This is a genomic window from Chryseobacterium oranimense, from assembly GCF_900129755.1.
Taxonomy (GTDB): domain Bacteria; phylum Bacteroidota; class Bacteroidia; order Flavobacteriales; family Weeksellaceae; genus Chryseobacterium; species Chryseobacterium oranimense.
Genome location: NZ_FQWT01000001.1, coordinates 934561 through 961337, shown reverse-complemented (window position 1 = coordinate 961337; position 26777 = coordinate 934561). Strand labels below are relative to the sequence as shown.

21 protein-coding genes are annotated in these 26777 nt (G+C 38.7%); 10 read left to right on the top strand and 11 right to left on the bottom strand.

The window, feature by feature from the left end; translation table 11 throughout:
- Positions 1-205: 205 nt before the first annotated feature.
- The gene (gene ahcY, locus BUB03_RS04355) at positions 206-1519 is read right to left on the bottom strand and encodes an adenosylhomocysteinase (protein ID WP_040998801.1); all 1314 of its coding nucleotides are present in this window, start codon (positions 1517-1519) and stop codon (positions 206-208) included.
- 168 nt (positions 1520-1687) lie between these two features.
- Between ahcY and BUB03_RS04350 the strand changes: the two genes are divergently transcribed.
- Together BUB03_RS04350 and BUB03_RS04345 are read left to right on the top strand one after the other, a co-directional pair.
- Positions 1688-2218, top strand: a complete 531-nt coding sequence (locus BUB03_RS04350; RefSeq protein WP_073060494.1) for a HugZ family pyridoxamine 5'-phosphate oxidase — start codon at positions 1688-1690, stop codon at positions 2216-2218.
- A 165-nt stretch (positions 2219-2383) separates the two neighbouring features.
- Positions 2384-2998, top strand: coding sequence for a 4'-phosphopantetheinyl transferase family protein (locus BUB03_RS04345; protein WP_073060492.1), 615 nt, complete (start codon positions 2384-2386; stop codon positions 2996-2998).
- Here the strand turns inward: BUB03_RS04345 and BUB03_RS04340 are convergent.
- The 3 genes from BUB03_RS04340 to porU form a co-directional block, all read right to left on the bottom strand.
- Positions 2979-5243, bottom strand: coding sequence for an FUSC family protein (locus BUB03_RS04340; protein ID WP_073060489.1), 2265 nt, complete (start codon positions 5241-5243; stop codon positions 2979-2981). The genes BUB03_RS04345 and BUB03_RS04340 overlap by 20 nt on opposite strands.
- A gap of 217 nt (positions 5244-5460) precedes the next feature.
- Positions 5461-6624 (bottom strand): type IX secretion system outer membrane channel protein PorV, encoded by a 1164-nt coding sequence (gene porV, locus BUB03_RS04335; RefSeq protein ID WP_040998806.1) that lies wholly within the window; start codon positions 6622-6624, stop codon positions 5461-5463.
- A 60-nt stretch (positions 6625-6684) separates the two neighbouring features.
- Complete coding sequence (porU, locus tag BUB03_RS04330; RefSeq protein WP_073060488.1) at positions 6685-10584, bottom strand: type IX secretion system sortase PorU; 3900 nt, start codon at positions 10582-10584, stop codon at positions 6685-6687.
- A 164-nt stretch (positions 10585-10748) separates the two neighbouring features.
- Between porU and gldJ the strand changes: the two genes are divergently transcribed.
- On the top strand, positions 10749-12350 hold the full coding sequence (gldJ, locus tag BUB03_RS04325) for a gliding motility lipoprotein GldJ (protein ID WP_040998809.1): 1602 nt from the start codon (positions 10749-10751) through the stop codon (positions 12348-12350).
- Between the two features lie 64 nt (positions 12351-12414).
- Positions 12415-13686 carry a UDP-N-acetylmuramoyl-tripeptide--D-alanyl-D-alanine ligase gene (locus BUB03_RS04320; RefSeq protein WP_073060485.1) on the top strand — a complete coding sequence of 424 codons (1272 nt, stop codon included), beginning with the start codon at positions 12415-12417 and terminating at the stop codon, positions 13684-13686.
- Between the two features lie 5 nt (positions 13687-13691).
- Here the strand turns inward: BUB03_RS04320 and BUB03_RS04315 are convergent, their stop codons facing one another.
- Positions 13692-14297 carry an NUDIX hydrolase gene (locus BUB03_RS04315; RefSeq protein WP_040998813.1) on the bottom strand — a complete coding sequence of 202 codons (606 nt, stop codon included), beginning with the start codon at positions 14295-14297 and terminating at the stop codon, positions 13692-13694.
- Between the two features lie 40 nt (positions 14298-14337).
- Here BUB03_RS04315 and BUB03_RS04310 point away from each other — a divergent pair, with 40 nt between their 5' ends.
- The gene (locus tag BUB03_RS04310) at positions 14338-14727 is read left to right on the top strand and encodes a hypothetical protein (RefSeq protein ID WP_040998816.1); all 390 of its coding nucleotides are present in this window, start codon (positions 14338-14340) and stop codon (positions 14725-14727) included.
- Between the two features lie 29 nt (positions 14728-14756).
- On the opposite strand, the gene BUB03_RS04305 is transcribed toward BUB03_RS04310, so the two are convergent.
- From BUB03_RS04305 to BUB03_RS04295, 3 genes are read right to left on the bottom strand one after another with little or no spacing between them, the layout of a single operon-like run.
- A complete protein-coding gene (locus BUB03_RS04305; RefSeq protein WP_073060482.1) occupies positions 14757-15800 on the bottom strand; it encodes an anhydro-N-acetylmuramic acid kinase in 1044 nt (347 codons plus the stop codon).
- A 1-nt stretch (position 15801) separates the two neighbouring features.
- Positions 15802-16398, bottom strand: coding sequence for an LPS export ABC transporter periplasmic protein LptC (lptC, locus tag BUB03_RS04300; protein WP_073060480.1), 597 nt, complete (start codon positions 16396-16398; stop codon positions 15802-15804).
- A 1-nt stretch (position 16399) separates the two neighbouring features.
- On the bottom strand, positions 16400-17728 hold the full coding sequence (locus BUB03_RS04295) for a hypothetical protein (protein WP_073060478.1): 1329 nt from the start codon (positions 17726-17728) through the stop codon (positions 16400-16402).
- Between the two features lie 242 nt (positions 17729-17970).
- Here BUB03_RS04295 and BUB03_RS04290 point away from each other — a divergent pair, with 242 nt between their 5' ends.
- The 5 genes from BUB03_RS04290 (at position 17971) to BUB03_RS04270 (ending at position 24147) form a co-directional block, all read left to right on the top strand.
- A complete protein-coding gene (locus BUB03_RS04290; protein ID WP_073060475.1) occupies positions 17971-19089 on the top strand; it encodes a DNA polymerase III subunit in 1119 nt (372 codons plus the stop codon).
- Between the two features lie 251 nt (positions 19090-19340).
- A complete protein-coding gene (locus BUB03_RS04285; RefSeq protein WP_040998824.1) occupies positions 19341-19967 on the top strand; it encodes a TetR/AcrR family transcriptional regulator in 627 nt (208 codons plus the stop codon).
- Positions 19951-21264: a TolC family protein gene (locus BUB03_RS04280; protein ID WP_040998826.1), complete on the top strand. Its 1314-nt coding sequence runs from the start codon at positions 19951-19953 to the stop codon at positions 21262-21264. The genes BUB03_RS04285 and BUB03_RS04280 overlap by 17 nt, the downstream gene beginning before the upstream one ends.
- Positions 21265-21280: 16 nt before the next feature.
- Positions 21281-22381: an HlyD family secretion protein gene (locus BUB03_RS04275; protein WP_040998827.1), complete on the top strand. Its 1101-nt coding sequence runs from the start codon at positions 21281-21283 to the stop codon at positions 22379-22381.
- 191 nt (positions 22382-22572) lie between these two features.
- The gene (locus tag BUB03_RS04270) at positions 22573-24147 is read left to right on the top strand and encodes a DHA2 family efflux MFS transporter permease subunit (RefSeq protein ID WP_040998829.1); all 1575 of its coding nucleotides are present in this window, start codon (positions 22573-22575) and stop codon (positions 24145-24147) included.
- 213 nt (positions 24148-24360) lie between these two features.
- On the opposite strand, the gene BUB03_RS04265 is transcribed toward BUB03_RS04270, so the two are convergent.
- Genes BUB03_RS04265 through BUB03_RS04255 form a run of 3 tightly spaced genes read right to left on the bottom strand, consistent with a single transcriptional unit; the run spans position 24361 to position 26741 of the window.
- Positions 24361-25380: a TQO small subunit DoxD gene (locus tag BUB03_RS04265; RefSeq protein ID WP_073060472.1), complete on the bottom strand. Its 1020-nt coding sequence runs from the start codon at positions 25378-25380 to the stop codon at positions 24361-24363.
- Positions 25381-25435: 55 nt separating this feature from the next.
- Entirely contained in the window at positions 25436-25813 is a 378-nt protein-coding gene (locus BUB03_RS04260; protein WP_073060469.1) for a hypothetical protein, read from the bottom strand.
- A gap of 10 nt (positions 25814-25823) precedes the next feature.
- The gene (locus tag BUB03_RS04255; RefSeq protein ID WP_073060466.1) at positions 25824-26741 is read right to left on the bottom strand and encodes an alpha/beta fold hydrolase; all 918 of its coding nucleotides are present in this window, start codon (positions 26739-26741) and stop codon (positions 25824-25826) included.
- Positions 26742-26777: the final 36 nt, after the last annotated feature.

Here is a 26777-nt window from a genome sequence, read left to right as displayed (position 1 = left end):
ACGGAGAACTGCCGCTGTGTGACTACTGTCATAGCCCCGATAGCAGTGGTTACCCCGCAGCAGAAGGGCTGAGGTTGGACGCGAGGAGTATGAGCGGATAGCGGGAAATAGCTCCCTGAAAAAGAATTTATTAATAAAAACAGCAGAAAAAATAAAAGACTTTCCAGAAACCTGAAAAGTCTTTTATTATATAAGATTAAAAATATTAGTATCTGTAGTACTCAGGCTTGAATGGCCCTTTTACATCTACACCGATATATTCAGCCTGCTCCGGAGAAAGAGTTTCCAGCTCAACGCTTAATTTTTTAAGGTGTAAAGCAGCTACTTTCTCATCTAAATGTTTAGGAAGTGTATATACTTCGTTTTTGTAAGCAGCAGAGTTGTTCCAAAGTTCGATCTGAGCCAAAGTCTGGTTAGAGAAAGAGTTCGACATTACAAAGCTCGGGTGTCCTGTTGCACATCCTAAGTTAACAAGTCTACCTTCTGCAAGAATGATTACTTCTTTACCTTCGATCGTATAGATATCCACCTGAGGCTTCACTTCAGATTTTGTAGAACCGTAGTTTTTGTTCAACCATGCCATATCGATTTCATTATCGAAGTGACCGATGTTACAAACGATTGCTTTATCTTTCATTTTAAGGAAATGCTCTCCTCTTACAATGTTGAAGTTTCCTGTAGTAGTGATGATAATATCAGCGTTGTCTACAACGGTATCCAGTCTCTTCACTTCGTAACCGTCCATTGCAGCCTGAAGCGCACAGATCGGATCGATTTCAGTAACAGTAACAATAGAACCTGCTCCTCTGAAAGAAGCAGCAGTACCTTTACCAACGTCTCCGTATCCGCAAACTACCACTCTTTTTCCGGCAAGCATAACGTCTGTAGCTCTTCTTACAGCATCTACTGCAGATTCTTTACATCCGTATTTGTTGTCGAATTTAGACTTGGTAACTGAGTCATTTACGTTGATGGCAGGCATTACCAAAGTTCCGTTCTTCATTCTTTCGTACAGTCTGTGTACTCCTGTAGTGGTTTCTTCAGAAAGTCCTTTGATGTCTTTTGTCAGTTCAGGATATTTATCAAACACCATGTTTGTTAAATCTCCACCGTCATCCAAAATCATGTTTAATGGTTTTCTGTCTTCACCGAAGAATAAAGTCTGCTCAATACACCAGTCAAACTCTTCTTCGTTCAGACCTTTCCAGGCATAAACAGGGATTCCGGCAGCAGCAATAGCAGCAGCAGCATGATCCTGAGTAGAGAAAATATTACAAGAAGACCAGGTAACTTCAGCTCCTAAAGCCACCAATGTCTCGATAAGCACAGCAGTTTGGATCGTCATGTGAAGACATCCTGCGATTCTTGCTCCTTTCAAAGGTTGAGATGGTCCGTATTCTTCACGGATGGACATCAAACCTGGCATTTCTGCTTCGGCAAGGGTAATTTCTTTTCTTCCCCATTCTGCTAGGGATATGTCCTTCACTTTGTAAGGAACGTATTGTGTTGTAGTACTCATATGTAATGAATAAAATTTAAATTCAGTTGATAACGAAATGCAAAATTACAATTAATAATTAAGATAAAAAAACGGCAGATCGAGTTCAAATGATGAGATTAAACAGTTGTTAATGTTATTTAGTCTTAATTTAAATAACTATGTTTGTTACAGATAAAATTTTATACTATGAATCATAACCCTACTCAGGAAGAGGCTCACAGAAAAGCAAAGCCGGTAGCTCCAAAAGTGAAAGAATTAATAGAACGTACCAGAAGTGTGATTTTGGCTACTGTAGATGCAGAGGGAACTCCTAATTCCAGCTATGCTCCTTTTACACAGATAGAAAATACACTTTATATCCTTGTTTCTTTTATGGCAAAACACACTAAAAACCTTGCTGACGGAAGAAAAGTTTCAGTGATGTTCATTGAGGATGAATCGGCTACCAAACAGATTTATGCCCGTGAAAGATTAACTCTTGAAGCAATACCTTCACAAATAGAAAGAGATTCGGAAACCTGGAATACAGTTGTTGACAAACTAAAGAAAACTCACGGAAAAGTCGTTGACGTTATTGCTGAAATGGGGGATTTTATTCTGATTGCTTTGCAGCCGGTAAAAGGTTCTTACGTAAATGGGTTCGGAAGTGCTTATTTTGTAGATGAACATCTTGAGATTCTTGAACATAGAAATGATGTGAATCATCAGTCGAAATAAAAAGAAGGGAAGAAGGGAGACGGATGCGGGAAGATGGAAAATCTATATATTAATTAATGCCTAAGGTTATTTTGCAGACTGTAGGGAACTTCCATCTTCCCGTATCCGTTTCTCATCCCTTTCAACTTCCACATCTTTTTACTACTTTTATCGAATAAAAAAACAATGCCCCTTTACCGAGATTTTTCAGATGACAATGCCACGATCCTTGTATGGAAATATGATGACAGTGAAGAACTTGATATCCACGAGCTTCTGGAACCTGAAAATGCTGATAAGGTAAAGGATTACCATCCTAAAAAACTTCTGGAAGTATTGATGGTGCGTAAACTTTTAAAAGGTTTAAAGCCTCATTCCAAAATTTTATACAAAGAGAGGGAACCGTTTCTGTCTCCTCAAGATGCTGAAATTTCCATTACCCATTCATTTCCTTTTGCTGCTATTGCCATTTCCAAGAATAAAATAGGCATTGATATTGAAAAATTCAACCCGAAGATCTTAAGGGTTATCGATAAGTTCACCTACGAAAATGAAAGAGGGTTCATTCCTGAAAATAATTCCGTGACGTTTTATACCATTATCTGGAGTGTAAAGGAAAGTATGTATAAGATTCACCACTCGAAATACTGGTCTCTGAAAAAAAACTATGAAGTAAAGCCGTTTGAGCTTAAACATCTTCATAAAATAAGCTGCCGGGTTTATGATGAGCAGTTTTCAGATGAGTTCAAGGCAAGAGTGGAATTCTTTGATGATTACTGTTTCACGATTGTGGAGGAATAGGGTCTGCTTCGTTTTTGTATTTTTCGATGACTTTTCTCTGTTCTTTAGCCACATCATAAATCAGTTCCAATATATCATGGATATTTTTAAGCTCCGTTAAATGTGAAATTTTATCAGGATCTCTGCGGTCAATAACATCGTTTTCCTCTATTTCTGTTTTTCTTTTCGAAAGCATGTCCTCAATGGAAGAATCTTCTGGTTCTAACCGGCTTTCCATTTTTAGAGCTTCATTGATCTCATTTCCGTTCAGCAGAACAGAAGTCTGCTGCATTTCTGCTTCTATCTTTCTGCTCCAGCTTTCAGCATCTATCTCGGGATATTTTTCATTGTTTTTGGAATACTGGGACAAAGATGCGGTGTAGGCTGTAATCAGGTGTGAGGTGGCAACAAACTGGTGTACGACTTCCAGTTTTTTCTGCTGGTTTTTCGGCTCAGAGATCATTCTCTGAAAATTGTCGGAAAGGTTGGCCAGGGAAATGATGGCATTTTTCCGTTTTACTTTATAATCTTCAATATCAAAATTTCCATCTAAGAATTTGGAGATCACACTTTCAAAATAGATCAGGTTATCCGCTGCAGATTTCTTCATCAGATCCAGATTCTGGGTATGCTCCCAGACCGGAAGAACAATATAAGACACGGCAAAAGCAATTACTCCTGCAATGAAGGTATCAAGAATTCTGTCTTTAAAGATCACATTTACATTTCCGGGATTTAAAAAATTAAAACTCAGGAATACATAAATCGTCATGAACAGGACTGCCCAAAAGTAACGGCCTTTCAGAAAACTGAAACACATAATCATGCTCAAAAGCAAAATAGAAAATAATAGCCCCTTGATATCGATAAAATGTAAAATAGCGTAGGCTATTACGGCGCCTGCAATGGTTCCGTAAAGCCTGAGAAGGTTCCGCTTTTTGGTAATAGAGTAGGCGGGCTTCAATATAGCGGTGATGGTAATAAGTATCCAGTACGTATGGCCAAGTCCCAGGAAATCGAACATCGAGAAAAGATATCCTACCAGCAGGGCCGTAGTGATTCTTATCGCGTGCCGGAAATGAGACGAGGAAAGCGAAATGTTATTCCTTAAAACCTTAAAATTGAGTTTCTCTTCATTAGGCATGAACTTTTTCAGATCCAGCCCTGTGGAAAGACTTTTTGCCAGCTTTATATTCTGGGAAAATACTTTATAAATCTCGTTGATCTCCTTGGTGATTTCATTAATGCGCATCAGGATCTGGCGAAGGATCATGAAGTTTTCCAGATTATCAGGAGTAAGCTGTTTATTGCGGAGTTCGAAATAATGATAGTTGAGGTTTTTCAGTTCAAGCTCCAGATCGGCCATAGGTTTGGCTCTCGTTCCTATCTGAAGTGAAATCCCGATATTGGTAATTTCATCGGCAAGCAGGTTGAGGTAATCATGGATATTGACAAGGATCATACTGTCTTCAAAACTCTGCTGCAGCTTCTGATAATCACTTTCCGAGGTCATCAGCTTTTCATGAAGGTCCATGGAATTCAGGAACATCAGCATTAAAAGACGACTGGTTGTCGTAGATTCGTTAACGATGGTTCTGGTCTTGAAAACAGTTTCCCTGGTTTCTTCCTGAAGGTTTTTAATTCCTACCTGTTTGGCAATAACCTGGGTAGTCAGTCTGTCGAAATCCGGATTTTTCTGATAATAATTGGCCTTTATTTTTAAAAATTCAGCAAGCTGAAGGTAGTTTTCACCAATCATCTGGCTGGCCAGTTTATATGGCTGAATGGTAGTAACCACAAGGAAAATCAGCAGGAACCAGGTACATCCGGATGCAAATATAAGCAGGCTCTTAAAAATATTACTGCCGGTAAGATGCCCGTCGATAAAAATGGCCAGTACAACAAGAGATAATGATCCCACTGCAGCAAGCCTCTGCCCGTAAACACCAATTAAGGAGAAAAACATTCCGAAGATGATGATTTCCAGAATGACGAGCACCTTAAAATTCATGACGAGACTGGCAATGAGTGCCACAAAAACAAAGCAGAAAATAGCAAATGTAAGTGCATTTCTTCTTCTGATAAAAGGGCCGGGCTGGTCACAAAGTGCCACAAAGCTGGTTCCCAGAGGAAAAAGAAAATATTCTTTAAGGATTCCGAAATGGGCAAGGACTAAACATGGCAGAACGGTTGCCAGCGTAATTCTGATCGCAGAATATACATATTGGCTGGTAACGAATTTTTTGAGTTCTGCTGAATAGTTCATCCTACAAAATTAATTATTGAAAATAAGAAAAGCCTTATAAAAATAGGACTTTTGCAAACTTATATATTATATTTCTGTAATAAATTGTTAACGGGTAATTGAAACGAATGGGGTAATACAAATTTAATGCTGGAATTGGACTATTGACCATTGATCTTCATAATTGACATAAAAAAAGCCTCATGACAATGAGGCTTTTTTATATTGTATAATGTTCTTAATAATCTACGTTAGATGTTTCATCACCAATGTTCCAGGTAAGACCGAAACGAAGGGTGTTATCTAAAGCCGTATTGATTTTTGACATATTGATCAGATAAGAAATATCAAGTCCGAAAGAACGGTACTTCAATCCGATACCTGCTGTAGCGAACTGTCTTGCTCCCTGCTCTTCGCTTTCGTGGAAGTAACCTGTTCTTACTGAAAATGCATTATCATAAGAATATTCCAAAGCACCGCTGTACATGATACTGTTCTTGTTTTTGAAAGATTTTCCGATTCCTGCCATTACACCTACGTTAGGAACTTCATATCTCGGCTGTCTTGTGTTAGGGTCAATTCCTACGTATTCGGATCCCGGAACGAGGATTTTTGAACCTTCTACACTAAGACCGATCTTGTTCATATCATCCAGATACATATCGTATCCAATACCTAATCTTGCCATTGTAGGAAGATAAGATCTTGATTCTTCATTTCCGGTATAGTCTAGTTTAGGACCTAAGTTCTGAACAGCAAAACCAGCATTTACTTTACCGTCATATCCTCCGAAACTTGAGAATTTTGGAGAGGTATAGTATCCTGAAACGTCTACTGCAAAACTGTTGGCAGCTTTAAGGGTAGTATCCGTATTGAAGCCTCCGGCTAAATCTGAACGGATGAATCTACCGGTAACGGCCATGGAGTACGAATCGGAAAGTTTCAGACCATAAGCAACGTCGATGGAAAATTCATTAGGTTTTGAAGTACCCATAGAAGTTACTTCTGAACCTACCAATTGGGTTAAGTCTACTTCCCCCATATTGAAATAATAGATACTTGCAGAAATAGTGGATCTTTCTTCCTGTCCTAAAAATTTATGGAATGCACCATACAGTAAAAATACATCATTGGTAAGTTTCCCCATATAAGGCGTGTAGTTAAGACCAATGGAAGAACTTGTTCTGCTAAAAGGATATTTTGCCGCATTCCAGAATTGTGAAAATGCATCCGGTGAAGTTACCACCCCTTGGTCTCCCATACCTCCAGATCTTGCATCTGGTGCAATTCTCAGAAAAGGAGCCCCGGTTAATACTGGATTTATTTTACTTAAATCTTGCGAATAGCCTAAAAAACCAGCACTTAAACCAAATCCCAAAAGCAGTTTAGTAGTTAAATTCATATGTTGTCTTTTATATATTATCAGTTTTTTATAACAATTATTGTCTATGTATTATTTAATTTATTTCAAAAGTACCATTTTTTCTACAGCTGTAGCACTTCCTTTGCATTTTTCTTGATTTTGACTTTTTGCAAATATCTTAAAAATATACGTACCTTTTGCAACAGTTGACCCAAAATCATCTCTTCCGTCCCATTCTATTGCCTGACGCGGCGTTCTAAAGCCCTGTAGGAAGGGTTCTGCAACTACCGGCTGAGATAATGTTCTTACCAATTTTCCTGTAATTGTATAAATCTGAACATTTACATCCAGAATATCATCGCAGTTGTGCTCAAACTGGATGTATGTTTTATTGGTAAACGGATTCGGCCAGTTCAGCGGTCTGTTGATAACAAGATGCTGGTCGGTCTCATCCTTAACTTCAAAGTTTAACGTAGCAGTTGTAGAATTATTGTTTATATCCCAAACTTTAAATGTTAATTGATGCTGACCTATCGCAAGGTTTCTGAAAGGGTAGGTTACATTTCCTTTCTGATAGTCTGCAAGGCCTGGGTTCAGACATCCGTTTCCTTCACCTGAAGCAAAGAAATCATTCAAAACAACCGTGTTGATAATCTGGCCGTCAAGATAAACCGTAATATCGTGTCCTACACCGGATCCGGTTGAGTTAATTCCCGTATCATCAGTAACGCAGGCTAAGAGCATCGGATTCTGGTTGGTAATTCCGCCATCAGCAAAGTTGGTGTTATTCATATACAGCTTTACTTTAGGAGGTTCATTATCGTTAATTCCGTTCGGATTGATATCACCCACCTGTACTGCCTGGTTATTGAATACATCTATTACTCTGTTGTCTGCATATCCCAGTATTCTTCCTTGTCCCACTGCATAATTGATATCTTTAGGCACATAAAATTCAACCGTGAATACTCCGTTTACCGCCATTCCGGAAGCCTTAACAATAGCACTTCCTTCTTCGGTGTAATCCATAACAGGAGCCAATACCCCGTCATTATTCAATGTTTTTTTATTTAATCTCTTATCAAAAATATTGATGGAAACTCTTCCGTTGAAAGTGGTGTTCACCGTTCCGTTCGGATTATTGATATGTCCTTTTACTTTAATAAAATCCAGGCCTCTGATCAATCCGGGAACCGGAGATTCAATATTGTCTATCACAAGCTGTCTCTGAGGTCTGCTCAGTTTCATAGCAGGATCACCAAGGAAGTTTACTTTCAGGTGGTCAATGGTAGCTCCTTTTTGCTTTTTGGCATTTAAATGGGCATAGCCTAAAGTTTCAAAATCATCAGCAGTCAGTTTGAAAATGTTCTTGGTATAAAGATCCGTAAAGTTACGTCCGTAATCTACCCCGATGGCACGGCTGGATGTGATCATAGCGGCAGCTCCTCCCTGTTTAAGCTTAATGAACTGTTCTCCTGCAGAAGAAGTGTTCGGCTCATCCCATAATGTGAATTCACAGGTAATGGTAGATACAAACGGGAATCTGCTGTATACATTAGAGAAGTTATTGGAATTCTGAATCTCAGTGCTCGTTAATACCCTTTCCTGCGCCCATCCGTTAATACCTCCATGTCCGAAATAGAACAGATAAAGGCTGTTGCCTATATCATTGGAGATAGCCTGGGTTACCTGAGGGAATCTTTGTCCTGCAGCGGTACTTTGGGCAGGGAAGGCATCCATGTATAATTTTCTAACATTATATTCTTTCAGATCCTGCTGTCCCGGAGCCTCGAAGATACTCACCAATGTATTATTGGTAACTTCATGGAAAGGGCTTCCTCCGTCTTTATCATCATCTACGACAAAGTCAAGCTTCATCCTCCATTCTCCGAAAGGGGAGGACTGTCCAGGAAGCGCATTGTAGTAGGCCAGCGTTTTGCTGATCATATTTCCTGCCTCCGTTACATTGGCTGCAGGAATTCTGCCTACAGGAAGGTCAGGCAAATTGTTTTCAATGGTAGAGGCCGTCTGTGGCTGAGTCATTACAATATAGTCGTCCGTTACAAAAGATCCGACGAAATCTGCCGAGTTCTCACCCTGGTAACTGGACACGATATTGGAATTGCCGGATATTCTGTTTTTGTAGTCATAAGAAGCATCTCCTAAAATGAATACATATTTAAGTCTTCCACTGTTGTTAAGTTTAGTGACAAAATCTCTTATTGCCGTAAGGTCCCTGCTTCCGCTTCCGAATTCATTATAAATTTTAGCTGCGTCTACGATTTCTACCGTATAATTGTTTTTCGTCTGATGGTAGCTGGCCAGTCTCTGTGCCTGTCCCATCATTTCAGGAACCGTAATAATCAGGTAATCTACATTCTGAAGTCCGGAAAGGTTCTGGTTGGCCACTCTTTCTACAAACTGCGGATTATAAGCCCCATCAGCACGGAATGCTACAAATTCATTGTTGAAATTCGGATCAGAAGTAATATAACCGAAATTGAAGCTGCCTGAGCCTGCTTTGTTTACTCTTCTGTTGGCATTGGTGATGTCTGTTACATCCCATACCTGTTCAAGGTTCGCAGCATTGGAAATGCTGAAGCCGTAAGTGGTATTGGTCCCGCTGGTAAGTGAAAAGTCTCTGAAACTTAGCTGTGACCCATTAAATGTCAGGTTTTCCTTATATTGTACTTCTGCATAATCAAAATGGAAAACTCCGTTCGGATTTACAGAAATATTCGGTGCATAATTAATGGTAATCTGATTTCCGCTCAGGTTGGATATTGTTCCGTCATACTTTAGCTGATAAAAATCAAACCCGTATGTGGGAGTGTTGGCCGGAACCGTCTGCGTGATCGGATTTTGGTTGTTGATCTTAAATTCAACCGTATTCTGCTGTGCCCGGTAACCTACTACCTGTGTTCTGTATTTGATGACATCTCCACCCTGTATTGGTGAAGCGGTAGTGAAGGTCACTGCCTTATCTGTTGTAAAAGGCGCCTCTTCCACCCAGATTCTTCCTACTTTTAAAAGATTCTTCTGGTCGTTGTTGATCACCTGATAATTATCAAACCTTGTGATCAGGTTGCCGGCAGGCAGATTGACATCAACCGGCTGTACTCTTTTACCTGCACCTTTGTCAAAATTGATGAAGTAGTAAGAGAAATCATCATATATATTTTTAAGATTATTGCTTCTGTCTGTTCTTGTGTCTATTCTTTTAAACCCGTTTCCGTTGGACGTATCATAAAGATTGTATCCATTCGGTCCCTGAGCGTAAAACAAGGCGTAGTCGCCGTCATTCCATACGCCGTCTTCTTCACCTACCACCTGGATGGCGTTTTCCTGAAGGGCGCTGTATTTTGTATCCTGATTGTATTCCGGAAGCATGATACCACCATTTCCATAAATCCTGAAGTTTTTCGGATTTACAGAAGCCGGATTAATACCGTTATCTTTTAAAAACTGGGTGGTGATTTTGAATATCCCAGATCTGTCTACTTTAATCTTATAAAAGTTACCGCTCGAAAGAGGATTGGCAGTAGTTCCCACCTTGTTGGCATTTCCCGATCTGAAGTTGTTGGGAGCTGATGTTTCAGAAATATTAAATGAAGAAAGTCTTTGAACACGCCCTTTTACATTCTTAAATAAAGCAACGCTGATGCTGGCATATCTTTCTCCTTCCAATGTATAATAAGCAATATCTGCAATTTCATAATCCGGCAGTCTGCCCTTGTCCAGATCATACAATTCCTTGCCGGAAACGCTTTCCCAGGCCAGATCTGAAACTTTTAGCTGCTTTTCTCCGATTTTTTGTTTAGTTATGATAAAAACATTATTTTGGCTGAACGAAAAACCTTCATTTTTGAAATTTGGAAGATTTAATTTTGTGTCACCAAAATCTTGGATTTTAGAGCCTTCCCATTCTATGGCTTTTCTCTGAGCCCAAAGTGTTGATACAAAAGAGATTAGTAATAAAAAGGTGATTTTTTGTTTCATGTTTATTATTGAAATTTCTGAATTACAAATAAAATGAAAATTTTAGAATTAAATTGTGATACAATAAAATTAATTTGTTAACGTTTTTCAAAAAAATCAAATGTTTACTTGATTTATTGAATAATTTATTTTTTCTTTGTACTTTGAAAATATTTATATCGACTATGAAAAAACTAAAGTTGTTTTCATTAATAGCATTAAGTTCTACACTTGCATTAACCAGCTGTGGCGGATCCGGGACCAGCAAAGGAGGCGGTACTAAAAAATTTGTCAGCAAGACAGGTTGGAAACCAAACGAAAAACAAGGTTGGTTTTTTGCAGGAAAGCAACAAAAACAGAAGGGGTGGCCAGGAATGGTATATGTAGAAGGTGGAACTTTTACAATGGGATTAGTGAAAGATGATGTTATGCATGATTGGAATAACACACCGCGCAGAATGCAGGTAAGTTCATTCTTCATCGGAGAAACAGAAATTACTAACTACGAATACCGCGAATACCTGACATGGTTGAAGTATGTATTTCCACCAAGTGACCCTAGCTTCAAGGAGATCTACAACGGCGCTTTGCCAGATACTCTTTTATGGGACAACAAATTAGCTCGAAACGATTATAATGAAACTTATCTTCGTTCTCCGGAATTCGATTACTACCCGGTAGTAGGCGTTTCCTGGACTCAGGCGAACAGATATTGTGAGTGGCTTACAGACAGAGCGAATGAAAAAGCTTTAATGCAAGCCGGGGTTATTGCCAAAGATTTGTATATCAACGAATCCAATAACCAGGGAGGAACTGCTTTCAACATGGATAAATTCAAAGCGAACGATCCGGAAATGCAGGGATATATCAACGAAAAAAGAATGCAGCAGAAATCTGGTATGAAAACAACCAACCAGAGACTTCTTGCCGCAAACAGAGCTCCAAATGCTTCAATGGTTCAGAAATTCAGACTTCCTACCGAAGTTGAATGGGAATATGCAGCTCTTGGGATGGCTAAAAACAGAGAATACAACCAATACTTAGGTAAAAAACCTGAAATCGAAAGATTAAGAGGTACCAAAGGAAGAGATAAAGGAATGTTCCTTGAGAACTTCAAAATGGGAAGAGGTGACTATTCAGGTATTGCAGGATGGAAAAATGACGGAGCTGCACAAACAGCAGACGTAAGACAATATCCATCTAACGATCTTGGAATCTACGGTATGTACGGAAACGTGTCTGAATGGACTGCTGACGTATACAGACCTATCATTGATGAAGATTTTAATGACTTCAACTACTATAGAGGAAACATGCCTCAGGCTATTGTAAGAAACGGTGACGGAACTTACAAAATGATCGATGAAGGTTCGATCAAGTATGATACTTTAGCAGACGGAAGATTAGTATACAAAGGTTTACCTGGACAATTTGAAAGAGAAACTGTTGCGGATCTTAGAAACTACAGAGATGGTGACAGACAGTCTTCTTTAGAATATTACAGAGCTTCAGACTCAGCTTCTTCATTTGATATGTACAATGCTCCTAAGAGAAGATTTGTTGTAGATGCAAGTGGAAGAGTAAAACTTCAGAAAGATACAAGAGACAGAACATCTGCAGTATCTAATGATGTAAGAGTTGTAAAAGGTGGTTCTTGGCAGGATACAGCGTATTGGTTGGATCCGGGACAAAGAAGATACAAAAACCAGGACAGAGCTTACGGATGGATTGGCTTCCGTGTTGCACAGGATGCTAGAGCTAGCGATAAGGGCAGAACTAGAAGATAATATTATCAAAAAATACTTAAAAAAAACCTTCCGGATTTCCGGAAGGTTTTTTTATTTTTGGAGTATGAATATAGAACAGTTTTATCCTTTATTTTTACAGTCAGATAAAGTGACTATCGACAGCAGAAAAGTTGGTAAGAATGACATTTTCTTTGCCTTCTCCGGCGAAAACTTCAATGCTGCTACCTTAGCAGAAAAGGCTGCAGACGATGGCGCTCTTGCCGTGATCGTAGAAAAACCAGAGTTCGAAAATAAAGGTAGAAATATTTTCTATGTTTCTTCCACGCTGGAATTTCTTCAGCAGCTGGCCATTCATCACAGGAACCAGCTTAAGATTCCTGTTATAGGCCTTACGGGAAGTAACGGGAAGACCACCACCAAGGAAATTATACATGCGGTTCTTTCCGAGAAATTCAATGTGCAGTATACTTCAGGCAACTTAAATAACCATATTGGTGTTCCACTAACTATTCTTTCCGTAAAACCGGAGCATGAAATGGCAGTAGTAGAAATGGGAGCCAATCATCAGAAGGAAATTGAATTGCTATGTACCATTTCTCAGCCGGATTTCGGATATATTACCAACTTTGGAAAAGCTCACCTGGAAGGCTTTGGCGGTTTTGAAGGGGTTATCAAAGGGAAATCCGAACTCTATGATTATCTGAAAAGCCATGGTAAAACCATTGTTGTCAATGAGAATGATCCTATACAGGCAGAAAAAACCGAAAACTATAGCCCTAAAATTACCTTTGGAAAGGAGCATTCGGATTATCGTTTCGGGCTTCTTTCAGAAGAACACTTTGTAGGACTGGAGTATCAGGGGATACATGCAGTTTCAAAACTGACAGGAGAATATAACTTTACCAATTTATGTGCAGCAGCCAGCCTTGGTTTATATTTCGGAATCAGCTTTGATAAAATAAAGCATGCTGTAGAAAACTATACGCCGACCAATATGCGTTCGCAGGTTGTAAAAAAAGAAGGTACCACACTGGTTTTAGATACCTACAATGCCAATCCAAGCTCTATGAATGCCTCGCTGCATAATTTTGCCACTTTTGAGGGGCGTAAAACTGTCATCATCGGCGATATGCTTGAATTGGGAGAAGAGAGTGGAAAAGAACACCAGAATATCCTGAATCTTGCCCATGAGCTGGCATTTGACCAGATCATTACGGTGGGTAAGCATTTTAAAGCTGTTAATTCTTCATCACTGTCTTTTGAAAATACTGCAGAATTAATAGCCTACCTTCAGGAAAATAAAATTGACTCTGAAAATATCCTTCTAAAAGGCTCACGCGGAATTGCGCTTGAAAAGTCAATCGAATTTATTTAATATCCTTATTTAGAACTCCAGAATTCTTTTACAATCAGTTTAATATTCTGGAAAGTGCTTGGGAAAACTTCATTTTCAATTTGTGTGGTGTTTTTCCAGGCTACCTCAGTAATTCCTTCTTCTATCTGTGGTTTTGAAGTGTCTTCACCATTAAAGTTCATCTCGAACCAATGGGTGCATTTAAGAATTTTTTCACCGTTTCTTTCAATATAAATATGATAGGTGGTATTGATGAATTTCACCAGCTCCACATCTTTTAATCCGGTTTCTTCCTCAATCTCCCTCACTGCCGATTCTTCACGGGATTCGCCCTTTTCCATTTTACCTTTGGGAAGATCCCATTTGCCTAACCGTTTAATGAAAAGCAAATCTCCTTCGGGATTATTGACAAGTCCTCCGGCGGCTTCTATGATCCTGAAAAGCTTTTGGAACTCGTCCCAGATTTCTTCAATATTCTCACCGAAAACATTCAGCTCTTTTACCGAGGTGTTTTCCAAAAGATCCAATGCAATCTCTAAAGTTGTGAAACTTTCGTACCTAAGCTCTTTCTCAAGATTCCCAGGATGCTTAGACAGCAATAATTTTTTTTCGTTCACAAAAACTTTATACATATATTTGTAAGAATTAAGAATTTAAATACAAAAATAAAAAATGAATTTAGAAGGACGAAAAATTATTGTCAATAAATCATCTAAAGAGCTGGCTGAAATATTGAAATATCCTGAAAACTACAAAGATTTTATGCCGGACGGTCTTCAGAAATTTGAAACAAGAGATAACGGTTTTAAATTCGGACTTCAGGGAATGCCGGAAATAGCTTTGAAAATAGATGAAGTAGATGAGCAGAAAGCTGTTTTGAAGTCAGCAAGTTCAAGCCTTGATTTTTCATTAACCGCTACTTTAAACCCGGTCAGCGAAAATCAAACTGAGGTTCAGATGCTTTTTGAGGGAAAATTTAATCCTTTTATCAAAATGATGGTAGAAAAACCGCTTCAGAACTTCATCAATACATTAACAGACAAGATCGAAGCCTACAAATAAATCAAAAACCTTCAGAAATGAAGGTTTTTTTATGCCAATACTCCTGAACAATGATCTTCATTACTGCCTGTTGCAGAAGAAAGGACATTGATCTCGTTATTCATCCTTAAAACTCCCATAAAAGCAAAGATCAGCGCTTCTTTATGATCAACGATCTGCTTTTCCGGTATGATAATCCTGGACTCCGTTTTTTCTCTGATCTTTTCAATAAGACAGGTATTGTAGCTTCCTCCGCCAGTGCAGAGAACATTCTTTAAACTGTTTTGATTAATAATATTTGAAATCTGTTGCGCCACATGTTCCGTAAAAGTAGTAAGCGCAGCCTCAGCCTGAATATTTTCCAAAAGGGGAAAAATAAACTCATTGCACCATTCAATACCTAAAGATTTAGGATGAGGCAGGCTGTAAAAATCCAGGGTGTTCAGCTTTTCTAAAAGTATCTCGTCTAGTGTACCTTTCCTTGCGAGATCACCGTTTTCGTCGAAATTTTTATTGAATTTCCGGGCAAGCTTATTTAAGACAATGTTCACAGGTGCAATGTCAAAAGCTATTCTTCTGTTATTTTGTTTTAAAGAGATATTGGAAAACCCACCCAGATTCAGACATGCATCATATTCTGAGAAAAGCAGTTCGTCCCCGATAGGAACCAAAGGAGCTCCGTTTCCACCCATCAGCACATCCTGGCTTCTGAAATCGTAGACAACAGGAAGTCCGGTTTCTATTTTTATGGCTCTGCCATCACCGATCTGTAGTGTGAATTTCTTTTTTGGCTGATGAAAAACAGTATGGCCATGAGAGGCAATGAGGTCAATATTCTGAAGATGATTCCGTTCGATAAATTCCCTGACCTTACGTCCAAGATAAAAACCATACTCCGAATGAAGCTCCAGTAATTCTTCTGAGGATAAATGAATGGAATTTCTGAGCTTTTTTTCCCATTCTTCGGGATAGGAAATGGTTTCAGCATGCAAGATCTGAAAATCCCAGCCGTTATTTTTTTCGAAAGCGGCAAAACATATATCCAGACCGTCCAGACTGGTTCCGGACATGAGTCCGATAGCCTGAACTCTCATATTACTGCGGTGTTTTTTTTTCTTCGAGTCTTTTTGTACTGAAATCTCCTGAGTTATTAAAGAAAGTATATTCTGAGAAATCATCCTTTGCCGTCATACCATTGGCGCCAACCAGGGTAGAACCATCTTCCATAGTAACGTATACCGTATCTTTGGTAAAAATCCTGTTCTTTTTCTGATCCCAGTAAATACTCTGCATTGCGAATCGCTGGCCTTCATTGGTGGTAATTCTTACATCACCTTTGGCCTCGTAGAATTTTTTATATTCAAAAATGCGGGCATATTTAGCGGTGATTTTCCCGGGTACCTTTGGCTTCTTTTTATCGTAAAATTCAATCATGATACCTTTTCGGGCTACGATATAAGGGCTGTCTATCAGCTCATATTTTTCAATGATCTTAGCTTTGGCCTTTAATGATATAAAACCGGAATCCCGCTGTATAATATTGGCATTGTTGATGATCTGTGATGGGAAGTTCTTGCTTTTGTTGCCATTGGCTTTGGTAAGATCCTCTTCACAGGATGTCAATATAAAAAATATAGCACAACTAAAAAGGCATGCTATATTTTTATATGATATTTTATTTAAAAAATTCATTTTAGTTGTACAGGGTCTTTCTGAACCATCTGTCAGCAAAATTGAATCCTACTTTCAGATTGATGTAATTCTGATTGATCAGGTTGTTTTTAAGCGTACCTCTCTTTCCGACTTCAATGCCTAATTCCAGACCGCTCATCCTTGTAATGCTGCTTGTTTTAAACGGAAGCAATACTCCTCCGGAAATCCCGAATTTATTAATGCTGGTTCCGTTTATTTTAAGACTTCCTCTTTCGTAGAAAGCCCCATATCTGTAAATTACCCTTGAGAAATAACTTCTGAAGTTATTGTAATTCGGCAGATACCATCCTCCGGCAGAAATTCTGTACGTATCCTGGAAGTCAAATGTTTTCCCGAAATAAGAAATATCTTCTCCTTTTTTATAATCAAGCTGTCCTGAAAAGAACCAGTGGTTCTCGCTTCCGTACCCAACTCCAAATGATGCCTGTAACGGAAGAAGGTTTTTAGAGCTTGTGCTTTTTTGTTCTATAATGGTTTCCAGAGCTTTAACTGTCTGTGCAACATCAGAATATACATAAGTACTGTTGACGTAATCTGTAGTCATGTTGCTTGTATTCCCAAATGTAGCCGTAGCACCAATAGTCAGTTTTCTGTCTGTACGGGTATTCAGGCTCTGGTAGCTACCCCCAAGTGTGAAATTAAAGTTTTTAATGCTGTTTTTGGTTTCATAACCGTTGATATATTCAGCATTGGCTACACCGTCTTTATCGAAAGATTTAAGCTCGTTCAGATCGTAAAGATTACCGAAATAAAGGTTAGCTCTTAAACCTACTGCAAAATTCTGATCTATTTTATAAGAAATGGCTGCCTGTGCAGTATTAAGAGTTCCGCTTCCTTTAAAACGGTTCGTATAATATCCGTCTTCTGTAACAACGTTATCATATACGGTGGTGTATCTGGGGCTTTTATTTTCAATGTCATAGCTCTTGGAGCTGTAAGGCTGATAGGAAAGACCCATCTTTACCTTTGGAGACAAAGGAAAAGCTAATGATATATTAGATAGATACGTAGAATGCTTGGTAGACTTCGTATTGTTGTAATCTGTTTTGAAGTAATTGTTTTCGTTGGTAGCTTCCAGCTTAATGCTTGTAAGCTCGAAATTAGAGTTATTCGCAGGGTTTGCGAAATTGAAGCTGCTTGTGAAATCACTGATATAAGCAGTAGATATACCACCCATAGAGGCAGTTTCAATCGTATTATCATATTTTACATCTCCAATTCCATAGGTTGCATACGGAGAGTTACTTATACTCTGTGCATTTAGGAAGTATCCAACTGATATGAATGATACCGCAAAGATTTTTTTCATTCTTTATTTTTAAAACAATGCGCAAATATCTTAAATATTAATGAATTGTAAAAATTATATGTGGTTAAAGTTTGTTAAGGGGGATGAATAGCCATAATTATGATGAATTGGCAATTGTGAATATGATTTGCCCACATTTTTATGACCTATATAAATTATATTACTAAAATTCACTCTTTACTTGCGGAGCAAAATTCACATTTCAGAAATCATCCGTTCTAAAAATTCTTTATCTTTGGAGCATGAATTGGGAGAACATCGCCGGACAGGAAAATCTGAAAAAACTTCTTCGTGAAAGCATTGCTGAAAACAGAGTAAGCCACGCCCAGCTTTTTTTAGGAAAAGAAGGCTATGGAACACTTCCTTTGGTATTGGCTTATGCCAAAGAGATCTTCAGCCGTGAAAATGAACATGCCGCTTCCAAAGTGGAACATTTGAATCACCTGGATCTGCACTTCAGTTTCCCTGTTTTTACTGATAATAAGAATTCTTTAAGCAAGAATAAATTTGAAGATTTCAGGGAAATGATCTTGGATTCTCCCTATGCTAGTTATGACGACTGGACTGCTTTTCTTGAATCTGAAAATAAACAGTTATTCATTTCTGCAGATGAAATTGATGATCAGAACCAAAAATTTGCCCTGAAAAGTTTTGAAGGCGGAACCAAAATCCTGATCGTTTGGAGAGCAGACAAAATGAATATTGCGGCAGCCAATAAATTTCTGAAATTTCTGGAAGAACCACCGGCAAAAACCCTCATCCTTCTTACAGCCGAAACGGCAAACGACATTCTTCCTACCATTCTTTCCAGAACGCAGATCGTAGAAGTCCCGAGAATCAGTGATGAAGATCTGGAAAACTATTTTAAAAAGAACTTTCAGATTTCTGAGGGAAAAATAAGAGAAATTGTTCATGAAGCGCAGGGAGACCTCAATGAAGCCCTTAAAATTTTAAATTCCGGACATAAAAGCGACGAATTTGAAAAACTTTTTATCCAATGGGTAAGAGATGCATTCATGGTGAAAAAGAAGCCACAGTTTTTAAAAAGCATCATCTTCTGGGCCAGAGAAATTGCCGGCTGGAACAGAGAAAAGCAGAAGAATTTCCTTAATTATTGCTCAGAGATTTTCAGGCTGGCACTGCTACAGAACTACCAATCCGAAAATCTGGTCTATAAAAAGATCAACGCAGAAGGTTTCAACTGGGATGGATTTTCTAAATTCATAAGCGGAGCCAATATAGAAAGTATCCTGGAAGAAATCAATATGGCAGATCTTCACCTGACGAGGAACGGGAACCCCAAAATTGTCTGGACAGATCTGGGTATCAAGCTATCACGTTACATTCATAAAAATTCATAATTCGGCAGCATTTCGCTGGTGAATCGTAATAATACTTTTAGTCCGGACATGTTCCGGATTTTATTTTATGTAAAGTTCTACATTAAGAATAGGTTCTTATTTATTAATTTTTCATTAAATTTTTAAATTCTAATATTATTAATAATCAGTGATTTATATTAATAAATATTAAAAGAAGATTAAAAAATCAATCAATCGTTTGATTTGTTGAAAATCTTGTGTAAATTTGCGCCCTGAAAAATAGAAGAACTATGGTTTCAAAAGAAGAAAATATATTATTTGCTGCAGAAAAACTTTTTGCTGAAAAAGGTTTCGACGGAACTTCCACCAGGGAGATCTCCAAGGCGGCAAATGTAAATATCTCTATGATTTCTTACTATTTCGGTTCAAAGGAAAAGCTGTATGAGAAGTTGGTGGAATACAGAATGAATGAAGGACAGTTCTTTTCAAAAGACATTCTGGAAAGAACGGATATCGACGAATGGCAGAAGATAGAAAAGATCGTAGACCAGTTTTCCGGAAGAGTAAGACATCACAAATGTTTCTACAGGATCATGCAGCGTGAGCAGCTTCATACGGAAAATCCTCAGATCGTGGAATTTCTGAAGCAGACTAAAATGGGCTTTATCTCCATGTATTCGCAGGTGCTTGAAAGCGGATTGAAAAAAGGGATTTTCACCAAAAAACCTCCTATCTATCTACTTCATGCCACTATAAGCGGGACCTTATTTTATGCATCCAACGCCAAAGAAATGTATAAAGAATTCCTTAACGATACTACGGATGATGAAGTTTTTGATGAAAAATACTACACAGAACTTAATAAACATATAAAATATTTACTAAAAGACCTTTTAGGTTATGAAGAGAATAAATAATTCGGTGTTGGCATTATCCCTTTTTATGGGAATTGCAGCCATAAATGCTCAGGAGAAAAAACAGCTCACCCTCGATGAAGCCGTGCAGCTGGGAATCCAGAACAGTAAAAGCCTTAAGATAGATGCCGCTAAAATTGAAGAAGCAACGGCAGATCTTTTGGAAGCCAAAAACAGACAGCTTCCGGAGCTGAAAGTTTCGGGAAGTTATATGTACCTTCCTCTTAAACCCAATGTGGATCTGAAACTTCCGGGTGTCTCAGCCGCAGGAGGGCCGGAAGTACATCAGGTTGCCTATGGATCAGCTAATCTTAGTGTTCCTATCTACAGTGGTGGAAGAATCAAATACGGGATCCAGTCTGCAAAATATCTGGTGGAAGCATCAAAGCTGAGCACTGAAAATGATAAAATAGCGATTGCTTATAATGTGGCTCAGGCTTATAATAACCTGTTTAAAGCCAACCAGTCCATCAAAGTTTTAGAAGAAAACCTTACCGCTTCGCAAAAGAGGGACGAAACTTTTCTTAAGCTTGAAAACAATGGGGTTATCGCAAGAAACGACCGTTTAAAAGCGAATCTTCAGACTTCAAATATAGAACTGCAATTATTGGAAGCTAAAAACAACTACAATATCGCCAACATCAATATGGACCTGTTACTGGGACTGCCTGAAACTACAGAAATTGAAGTTGACCAGAATTATATTGATGAAGGATCCGATGTAAGAACGGTGGATTACTATGTAAATGAAGCTAAAGAAAACCGTAAGGACTTGCAGGCCCTTGCCCAGCAGAGAAAAGCTGCAGAATTGGGTACCAAATCGGCAAAGGCTGAAAACCTTCCTTCAATTGCATTTACAGGAGGATATGTAGCGGCAGATATTCCAAAATTTCTTACCATATACAATGCCGTCAATGTAGGAGTTGGAATTTCTTATAACTTATCCAATATCTGGAAAGAAAACTCTTCATTGAAACAATCCCAGGCAAGAGAAAAACAGCTGGCTGCCAATGATGAATTGCTGAATGACAACATTAAGCTTGATGTGAACAGAGAATACCAGAATACAGATTACTCTAAAAAGAGAATCGCTGTGTATGAAAAAGCAGCTGAACAGGCTAATGAAAATTACAGAATTACCAAAAATAAATACGACAACGGACTTGCAACCATGACAGAACTTCTGGATGCAGATGCTGCCCAGATAGCAGCTAACGTAGGAGTGATCAATGCAAAGGCAGATGCAGCTTTAGCCTACAGAAAACTATTACAGACAACAGGAACTTTAACAATTAAATAATCAGACTCAAACCAAAATGGAAAATAATAATACCCAAACAGAACCTAAAAAGAAAAAAAGTTTAGTTTTCCCTATCATCTTAGCCGCTGTAGTAATTGGCGGAGGGATCTACGGATACAGAGCTTTTACTTACGGACAGTACCATGAAGAAACTGATGATGCACAGATTACTTCCAACATGGCACCGGTAATTTCCAAAATTTCAGGATATGTAGCAGAGGTAAAAGTAAAGGATAACCAGTTCGTAAAAAAAGGAGATACTTTAGTGATCCTGGATAACAGAGATCAGAAAATGGCTCTTGAACAGGCGCAGGCTGCTTTATCAACAGCTAAAAGCAATATCTCAAATGCAGAAGCAACTACAACCGCAACTTCAAAGAATATCAGCTCTTCCCAGGCAGCAGTAACAACAGCCAATGCACAGATAGAAGCAGCTAAAGTAAACGTATGGAAAACTTCTCAGGATCTGAAGAGATATGCTAATCTTGTAAAAGATCATTCTATTACGGAACAACAATATGAGCAGGCTTTGGCCGCTAAACAGTCTGCAGACAGACAGCTTCAGGTTTTAGTAGACCAGAGAAACCAAATCGCTCAGCAGACTACCATTGCATCTTCCCAGACTGCAGCCAGCTCTCAGCAGATCAGCGTTGCCGGTTCAGTGGCAAAACAGAGAGAAGTAGATGTGGAAAATGCTAAATTAAATCTATCATACACCGTAATTCTTGCTCCGGAAGACGGATATGTAGGAAAAGTTTCCACTCAGCCGGGACAATATCTTCAGGCCGGATCACAACTTTTTGCTTTGGTTAAAAACGATCAGAAATGGGTGGTGGCCAACTTCAAAGAAACACAGGTAGATAAAATGGTGGAAGGGCAGAAAGTGAAAATTGAGATCGATGCTTTCCCTGATCAGGAATTTGATGGGGTAGTAAGCTCATTCTCACCTGCAACAGGAGCTACTTTTTCCATATTGCCTCCGGATAATGCCAGCGGTAACTTCGTAAAAGTGGTTCAGAGACTTCCTGTAAAGATCGATTTTGTAAATCTTGACAAGAACATTGCAAAAAGACTGAGAACAGGAATGAACGTGAAAGCAGAGGTAGCATTGAAATAGTATGAATGTATTCACGTACAATGTATTGATGAATGGCTGATTGAAAAATCGGAGAATTTAAAAATTTAAATCTTCAATAGGAGCGGGCTTTAGCCCGCTTGCATAAAACAATTACACATTGGTTTTAGCCAAATTTTACATCATTAATACATTCTACATTTACATTAATACAAACATTTGTACAAAATATTATGCAAGATTCATTAGTAGAATATGGAGCCCGGAGAGTGATCATTACGATCACGGCAATCCTTTGTGCTCTGCTTGAAATTGTGGACTCCACGATTGTGAACGTTGCCCTTAATGAGATGAAGGGGAACCTTGGAGCCACACTTTCTGAAGTAGGCTGGGTGATCACAGCTTATGCAATCGGTAACGTTATTATCGTGCCGATGACGAGCTGGCTGTCACAGCAGTTCGGACGTAGGAATTATTTTGCTGCTTCCATCATCATATTTACTGTTTTTTCCTTTCTATGCGGAAATGCCACCAATATCTGGGAGCTCGTATTTTTCAGGCTGATGCAGGGAATAGGTGGGGGAGCGCTTCTGGTGACCTCGCAAACGATCATTACAGAATCGTATCCTATTGAGAAAAGAAGTATGGCGCAGGCCATCTACGGTTTGGGGGTAATTATCGGCCCAACCTTAGGCCCGCCATTGGGAGGATATATTGTAGATAATTTCAGCTGGCCGTATATTTTCTATATCAATATTCCAATTGGTATAGCAGCAACGCTGATGACTTTACAGTTTGTGAAAAGTCCTAAATATGCGGAAAAACGAAAGGTTTCGGATGTAGACTGGATAGGAATTGCTTTACTCGCAGTTACTGTAGGATCTTTACAGTTTATCCTGGAAAGAGGTCATGAGGAAGACTGGTTCGAGAGCGGAATGATCGTAACATTTACCGTATCGGCTATTTTAGGGTTTATATTATTCCTTTGGAGAGAGCTTACCTTCAAATATCCCATCGTGGAGCTCAGGGTACTGAAAAACGGAAACTTAAGAATCGGAACCGTCATGTCGTTCGTTTTAGGGTTTGGGTTATACGGTTCTACATTTATCGTACCGCTGTATACCCAAAGTATTTTAGGATGGACGGCTTTGCAATCGGGAGCTTTGATGATTCCTGCGGCACTGACGACAGCCTTTATGATGCCTATAATCGGAAGACTGCTTTCGAAAGGAGCAAAACAGCAGATTCTGGTGTCTCTGGGACTGTTCATTTTCTTTATCTATAGCTTCTGGGGGTATAAAATCCTCACCCCGGATACCAGTAAAGATGCCTTTTTCTGGATGCTGATCGTAAGAGGAGCCGGTTTAGGACTTCTGTTTATCCCGATCACTTCACTGTCATTAAGTACGCTGAAAGGACAGGAAATCGGCCAGGGGGCTGCATTCACCGGAATGATGAGACAGCTTGGGGGTTCATTCGGGATTGCAGCAATTACTACATTTATTGCCAACGCAGGCCAGAAATACAGACTCAACCTGATTTCGCACCTCGATGAAAACAGTTTTGATGTTCAGCAGCGTCTGAACGGATTAAAAGCCAGCTTTATCGCAAAAGGAATGACTCCCGATGCAGCAATGAATGCAGCGTATAAAATGCTGGATATGTCGGTAACCAAACAGGCTACGGTACTTTCATACATGGATGTCTTCCTTTATTTAGGGGTTATTTTCCTTGTGTGTATCCCGTTCATTCTTTTCATTAAGGAAAGAAAAAGCAAAGAAAAAATAGATTTGAGTGGTGTACACTAAATTGATCTGAATAAATACAAAGCCTCCGGAATGTCCGGAGGCTTTTTTTGTGGAAAATGATTATGAAATTATACCAATCATTAGTTTATATGAAGATGCTTCGACTCCGCTCAGCATGACATTTCTAATACTGACTGTTTTTTACCGGCGCTTTTTTCGTGCTATCATGCTGAGCGGAGTCGAAGCATCTCAACTTAATAATCTTAAAAACACTTACTGATTTAATGCTACAGTCCATTCAACCCCGCTGATATCAATCAGCTTTACGGAATGGATTTTTTCTTTTTCCGTTAAAATATCATTAAGACTCACCGTAAGATTAGCCTTTGAGCCGAGTGGAATTACCAGACTGTGTTTTCCCGGCTTCACTTTCGCTACATAATGATTACTGATATTTTCTTTCGGAAACTCCGAAAGTTCTTTGTGGTTAAGCTCTTTTAAAATGTTTCCGTTCTGATCCAGAATATGGATGCCAATCAGAAAAGAACCGTATACATCTGCACCTTCAGTTCTGTACACCTCAAATTTTAAATCCGAGTTCATGAGAGAAATATTGGAAATTTCAATTTTGGGTTTTACGGATTTATTGTGCAGTTTTCCCCAGATTCCACCATGAAAATATTGATTGGTATACAGCGTAAGTCCGAAAACGAACACTGAGCCTACGAAGACAAGGGTTTTAGGCTTTGATAAAGGAAGAATACCCGATGCTAACCATGGAAACCACTTTTTGTGGATGAAATTTTTATGATTCTTAATGAAATAATAATCTAAAGAAAAAGGACCGCTTCCGGTAAGGAATAAAACAAATCCTCCCGCGATTCCCAAAACGCCTATCTGCCATTCATCCAAGCAGGTCGTGCCGATCCAGCCTGAGCCCAGGAGAATTCCCAGGGCAAGACCAAAAATTCCTATACTCATTAGCCTTGTCAATAACCCTAAAATGATGAATAATCCTACAACAGCTTCCAGGATTGTAAAAACCATCATTGAAGTTTGAAGGGTATCCGGATGCGTGACCAGGTATTCTATAAGAGGTTTTATGCCTAAAGCATTGGGCAGGAAATGATTGAACTTTTCCCCGATATATCCTGCTTCTTCAGGAATAAGTTTGTTTTCGAGAATGAGCCTTCGCCAGAAAGCTGAAAAATAGGTCCATCCGATCACAAGCCGGAAAGGCAATAGATAGAGCCCCGCCAGATGAGAAGACGGGCTGTCTGATATATGTTTCATTGAAATTATATTGTATTAAAAGACTTTGTTTTAAAAATGGTTCCGGTTAAAAACTTTAAGCCGGATTCAATTTCAGTCTTTTAAATAAAATATACTTTGGAGGGCTGTTTCCGGAAGTATGCCCGGAATATTTTGGAAATGTAATTTTTTCTTCTCTGAAGCTGAGTTCTGTATCTGAATAGAAAATAAAACCACTGTTTTTAAGCTTTACATCAGCTTTTGAAAGAATTATCCTCGAAGATGAGGTTTCACCGGAGAAAACACAGGATGCAGCACTGCCGGTGATTTTAACTTTATTTAAGCCACTGATGTGCTGGATATCAAAAATACTGAGAAAATCTCTTTTTAAGGAACACGGAGATAATGAAAATACCAATACAAACACCAGGATAAGTGCTTTGTAGTTTTTTATATGAGTTCCTGATATGGTCATTTTTACAAAACTACACTTTATTTGATAGTAAACTTATGAATTGCAGAAATTCTTCCTGTTGATCTACGAATAAATAATGTGAACAATTGTCTATCAGCTTAAAATGATCTTTTCCGGCTATATTTTTTATATCATTGAGTTGTTTCTCAGAAAATATTCCATCATTTTTTCCGTAGACCGCAAAAATCGGGATGCCTGTTTTTTTGATTTCTTTCAAAACGGCAGTATTGTCAAGATTATTCTGACTTTCATTTTTATAGAATTTCAGAGGGGATTCCGGATTTCTGAAATTAGCAGCGTAAAACTCACCGGACTCATATTCAGTTCTTAATTTCTGGCTTTCCGGGGTTGGTGAAGGCATGCTGAATAATTTCATATCGCTTGCTAAATTGTAGCATCTTTTCCTGTAATCTGCTGAGTTTTTACTTAAATGTTCAATCTCAGAAATTTCAGCCATTTTCGAAGAATCATTTTTAAACTTTTCTTTGGCTTGTTTTAAAATATGATCGTAGGTTTCCTGCTGGGAAAATAAAGCTCCCACCAGAGTTAATGAGCTTACTTTATCAGGAAATTTTTTTGTAAATAATGTTCCTATAATTCCTCCAAAGCTGTGGGCAACAATGTTTGCTTTGTCAATCCCATACATTTTATAAATTCCGTTGAGGTCTTCAAAGCTTTCTGTAAAAGTCATGGAAGCATTTTTATCCTTGGATCTGCCTTCTCCGCGTCTGTCGTATACAATCACATAAAATCCTTTATCTGCTAGCTTCCGGGCTGTGGTTCCTTCAAATAGAGTGGCATTTCCGCTCGGTCCGCCATGAATAAAAATGATGGGGATATCTTTTGGATTACCGTAAGCCTTGGAATATATTGTCTGCGCATTAAAGGAGACAAAAATCAGAGCTAAAAGAAAAGAAAAAAATTTCATGTCATATTTTTTAAAGCTCTAATTTATGATTTTATA

Excerpts from the sequence above, each read along its gene's own strand:
- ahcY (WP_040998801.1), bottom strand. The coding sequence starts at position 1,519 with ATGAGTACTACAACACAATACGTTCCTTACAAAGTGAAGGACATATCC.
- BUB03_RS04350 (WP_073060494.1), top strand. The coding sequence starts at position 1,688 with ATGAATCATAACCCTACTCAGGAAGAGGCTCACAGAAAAGCAAAGCCG.
- BUB03_RS04345 (WP_073060492.1), top strand. The coding sequence starts at position 2,384 with ATGCCCCTTTACCGAGATTTTTCAGATGACAATGCCACGATCCTTGTA.
- BUB03_RS04340 (WP_073060489.1), bottom strand. The coding sequence starts at position 5,243 with ATGAACTATTCAGCAGAACTCAAAAAATTCGTTACCAGCCAATATGTA.
- porV (WP_040998806.1), bottom strand. The coding sequence starts at position 6,624 with ATGAATTTAACTACTAAACTGCTTTTGGGATTTGGTTTAAGTGCTGGT.
- porU (WP_073060488.1), bottom strand. The coding sequence starts at position 10,584 with ATGAAACAAAAAATCACCTTTTTATTACTAATCTCTTTTGTATCAACA.
- gldJ (WP_040998809.1), top strand. The coding sequence starts at position 10,749 with ATGAAAAAACTAAAGTTGTTTTCATTAATAGCATTAAGTTCTACACTT.
- BUB03_RS04320 (WP_073060485.1), top strand. The coding sequence starts at position 12,415 with ATGAATATAGAACAGTTTTATCCTTTATTTTTACAGTCAGATAAAGTG.
- BUB03_RS04315 (WP_040998813.1), bottom strand. The coding sequence starts at position 14,297 with ATGTATAAAGTTTTTGTGAACGAAAAAAAATTATTGCTGTCTAAGCAT.
- BUB03_RS04310 (WP_040998816.1), top strand. The coding sequence starts at position 14,338 with ATGAATTTAGAAGGACGAAAAATTATTGTCAATAAATCATCTAAAGAG.
- BUB03_RS04305 (WP_073060482.1), bottom strand. The coding sequence starts at position 15,800 with ATGAGAGTTCAGGCTATCGGACTCATGTCCGGAACCAGTCTGGACGGT.
- lptC (WP_073060480.1), bottom strand. The coding sequence starts at position 16,398 with ATGAATTTTTTAAATAAAATATCATATAAAAATATAGCATGCCTTTTT.
- BUB03_RS04295 (WP_073060478.1), bottom strand. The coding sequence starts at position 17,728 with ATGAAAAAAATCTTTGCGGTATCATTCATATCAGTTGGATACTTCCTA.
- BUB03_RS04290 (WP_073060475.1), top strand. The coding sequence starts at position 17,971 with ATGAATTGGGAGAACATCGCCGGACAGGAAAATCTGAAAAAACTTCTT.
- BUB03_RS04285 (WP_040998824.1), top strand. The coding sequence starts at position 19,341 with ATGGTTTCAAAAGAAGAAAATATATTATTTGCTGCAGAAAAACTTTTT.
- BUB03_RS04280 (WP_040998826.1), top strand. The coding sequence starts at position 19,951 with ATGAAGAGAATAAATAATTCGGTGTTGGCATTATCCCTTTTTATGGGA.
- BUB03_RS04275 (WP_040998827.1), top strand. The coding sequence starts at position 21,281 with ATGGAAAATAATAATACCCAAACAGAACCTAAAAAGAAAAAAAGTTTA.
- BUB03_RS04270 (WP_040998829.1), top strand. The coding sequence starts at position 22,573 with ATGCAAGATTCATTAGTAGAATATGGAGCCCGGAGAGTGATCATTACG.
- BUB03_RS04265 (WP_073060472.1), bottom strand. The coding sequence starts at position 25,380 with ATGAAACATATATCAGACAGCCCGTCTTCTCATCTGGCGGGGCTCTAT.
- BUB03_RS04260 (WP_073060469.1), bottom strand. The coding sequence starts at position 25,813 with ATGACCATATCAGGAACTCATATAAAAAACTACAAAGCACTTATCCTG.
- BUB03_RS04255 (WP_073060466.1), bottom strand. The coding sequence starts at position 26,741 with ATGAAATTTTTTTCTTTTCTTTTAGCTCTGATTTTTGTCTCCTTTAAT.